The sequence below is a fragment of the Mesorhizobium sp. WSM1293 genome (genome assembly GCF_000513875.1).
Classification (GTDB): domain Bacteria; phylum Pseudomonadota; class Alphaproteobacteria; order Rhizobiales; family Rhizobiaceae; genus Mesorhizobium; species Mesorhizobium ciceri.
This window is the reverse complement of the sequence record NZ_AZUV01000033.1, coordinates 52,501-55,041: the sequence shown is the minus strand read 5'-3', so window position 1 is coordinate 55,041 and position 2,541 is coordinate 52,501. Positions and strand designations below refer to the sequence as shown.

1 protein-coding gene, 1 tRNA gene and 2 rRNA genes (1 of these 4 only partly in view) are annotated in these 2,541 nt (G+C 55.5%); 1 reads left to right on the top strand and 3 read right to left on the bottom strand.

Annotated elements, in window-relative coordinates; translation table 11 throughout:
- The coding region (locus M729_RS1000000139085; RefSeq protein WP_210163523.1) for a hypothetical protein at window positions 1-267 on the top strand (267 nt) is incomplete at its 5' end.
- On the opposite strand, the gene M729_RS0128005 is transcribed toward M729_RS1000000139085, so the two are convergent.
- The 3 genes from M729_RS0128005 to M729_RS0127995 all read right to left on the bottom strand — a co-directional run.
- Window positions 246-322 (bottom strand) — tRNA-Met (locus M729_RS0128005). The two genes, M729_RS1000000139085 and M729_RS0128005, sit on opposite strands and share 22 nt — an antisense overlap.
- Before the next feature lie 154 nt (window positions 323-476).
- Window positions 477-591 (bottom strand): 5S ribosomal RNA (gene rrf, locus M729_RS0128000).
- Between the two features lie 266 nt (window positions 592-857).
- Window positions 858-2,541, bottom strand: a 23S ribosomal RNA gene (locus M729_RS0127995); it runs 1,138 nt beyond the window's last position.

Below are 2,541 nucleotides of genomic sequence, written 5' to 3'. Positions count from 1 at the left end.
CCGCAGCTTCGGCTTCGCTTTCGGGGGCCTGAGCCTGGGCAGATCGATGGCCACCCCAGCCGCATTCAAAACGGCGCGCGGGCATTTGTGGCTGGCGGGCTGTTTTTGATGTTGGTTTTGGGGAGAGGATTTGCGTTTTCTGTCTGGCGGCTTGGCTTGGCTGGTTGCGGGCGCCTGATGACAGGCCGGCAGCACAGCACGGCACAAAACAAAAGAGCCCGCACGATGGCGGGCTTTTTTGAATTTGGTTGCGGGGACAGGATTTGAACCTGTGACCTTCAGGTTATGAGCCTGACGAGCTACCGGGCTGCTCCACCCCGCGTCAATTTTTGTGTAAGCCGAGGCCTACAGATAGGTATATGGCTGACCAAATGAAAGGGCCGCTTACGCGGCCCGTGATCCCTTGGCGGGCCATTTCATAAAGAGAAGATTTCTCTCCATCCGATTTGGATGTGAGATCAACGTGCGTTTGGCAGACCTGGCAGCGACCTACTCTCCCGCGTCTTGAGACGAAGTACCATCAGCGCTGGAGCGTTTCACGGCCGAGTTCGGAATGGGATCGGGTGCAGCCGCTCCGCCATAACCACCAGGTCGGCAAAACGCACGTTGTTCGAGAAGCTTTTGAGCGAAGGCGCACAAAGAGACATCGGCAGCGGAGCTGTCGGGTGCCTCTCGGGGCTGTTCGCTGGTCTTTGTGTGCCTTTACGGTTCTTGGTCTGGCGCCTTTCGAAGCGAAGCTTCGCAAGGTCGACCGTCGGCGCTGATGCGCCGCACTCACGTAGCGCCGCCCGCAGGGCGGAACAAGCGTGAGTGAGAACAGACCATCTGACTTTGTCAGATGGGCATAAGGAATGAGAACGATCAAGCCGATCGAACTATTAGTACCGGTAAGCTTCAAGCGTTGCCGCTCTTCCACACCCGGCCTATCAACGTGGTCGTCTTCCACGGTTCTCAGGGAATACTCGTTTTAAGGTGGGTTTCCCGCTTAGATGCCTTCAGCGGTTATCCCGTCCGGATATAGCTACCCTGCTATGCGGCTGGCGCCACAACAGGTCCACCAGAGATCCGTCCATCCCGGTCCTCTCGTACTAGGGACAGATCCTTTCAATATTCCTACACCCACGGCAGATAGGGACCGAACTGTCTCACGACGTTCTGAACCCAACTCACGTACCGCTTTAAATGGCGAACAGCCATACCCTTGGGACCTGCTCCAGCCCCAGGATGCGATGAGTCGACATCGAGGTGCCAAACAACCCCGTCGATATGGACTCTTGGGGGTCATCAGCCTGTTATCCCCGGCGTACCTTTTATCCGTTGAGCGATGGCCCTTCCACGCGGGACCACCGGATCACTATGACCGACTTTCGTCTCTGCTCGACTTGTCAGTCTCGCAGTCAGGCAGGCTTATGCCATTGCACTCAGCGAACGATTTCCGACCGTTCTGAGCCCACCATCGCGCGCCTCCGTTACTCTTTAGGAGGCGACCGCCCCAGTCAAACTACCCACCATACATTGTCCCGGACCCGGATAACGGGCCGCGGTTAGACATCCATAGTAATAAGGGTGGTATTTCAAGGGTGGCTCCACCTGAGCTGGCGCCCAGGCTTCAAAGCCTACCACCTATCCTACACATGCCACTACGAATGCCAATGTAAAGCTATAGTAAAGGTGCACGGGGTCTTTCCGTCTAACCGCAGGAACCCCGCATCTTCACGGGGAATTCAATTTCACTGAGTCTATGCTGGAGACAGCGGGGAAGTCGTTACGCCATTCGTGCAGGTCGGAACTTACCCGACAAGGAATTTCGCTACCTTAGGACCGTTATAGTTACGGCCGCCGTTTACTGGGGCTTCGATTCAGAGCTTGCACCCCTCCTCTTAACCTTCCAGCACCGGGCAGGCGTCAGACCCTATACGTCGTCTTGCGACTTCGCAGAGCCCTGTGTTTTTGATAAACAGTCGCTACCCCCTGGTCTGTGCCACCCTCCTCTACTTGCGTAGAAAAGGGTCACGCTTCTTCCGAAGTTACGCGTGCAATTTGCCGAGTTCCTTCAGCATAGTTCTCTCAAGCGCCTTGGTATACTCTACCAGACCACCAGTGTCGGTTTCGGGTACGGTTTATAAGGAGGAGCTATTTCCTGGAACCACGCAGCAGCCCGTTCAATCCGATAAGATTGGACTACCTCAATGATCCGTCACTACCTCCAAGCCCACGAATATTAACGTGGTTCCCATCGACTACGCGTTTCCGCCTCGTCTTAGGGGCCGGCTAACCCTGCTCAGATTAGCTTTAAGCAGGAACCCTTGGTCTTTCGGCGGGGGAGTCTCTCACTCCCCTTACGTTACTCATGTCAGCATTCGCACTTCTGATACCTCCACCACCCCTCACGGGTATGGCTTCATCAGCTTACAGAACGCTCCGCTACCGCTTGGCCCTTGCGGACCAAACCCTAAGCTTCGGTGTATGGCTTTAGCCCCGTTACATTTTCGGCGCAAAGACCCTTATTTAGACCAGTGAGCTGTTACGCTTTCTTTAAAT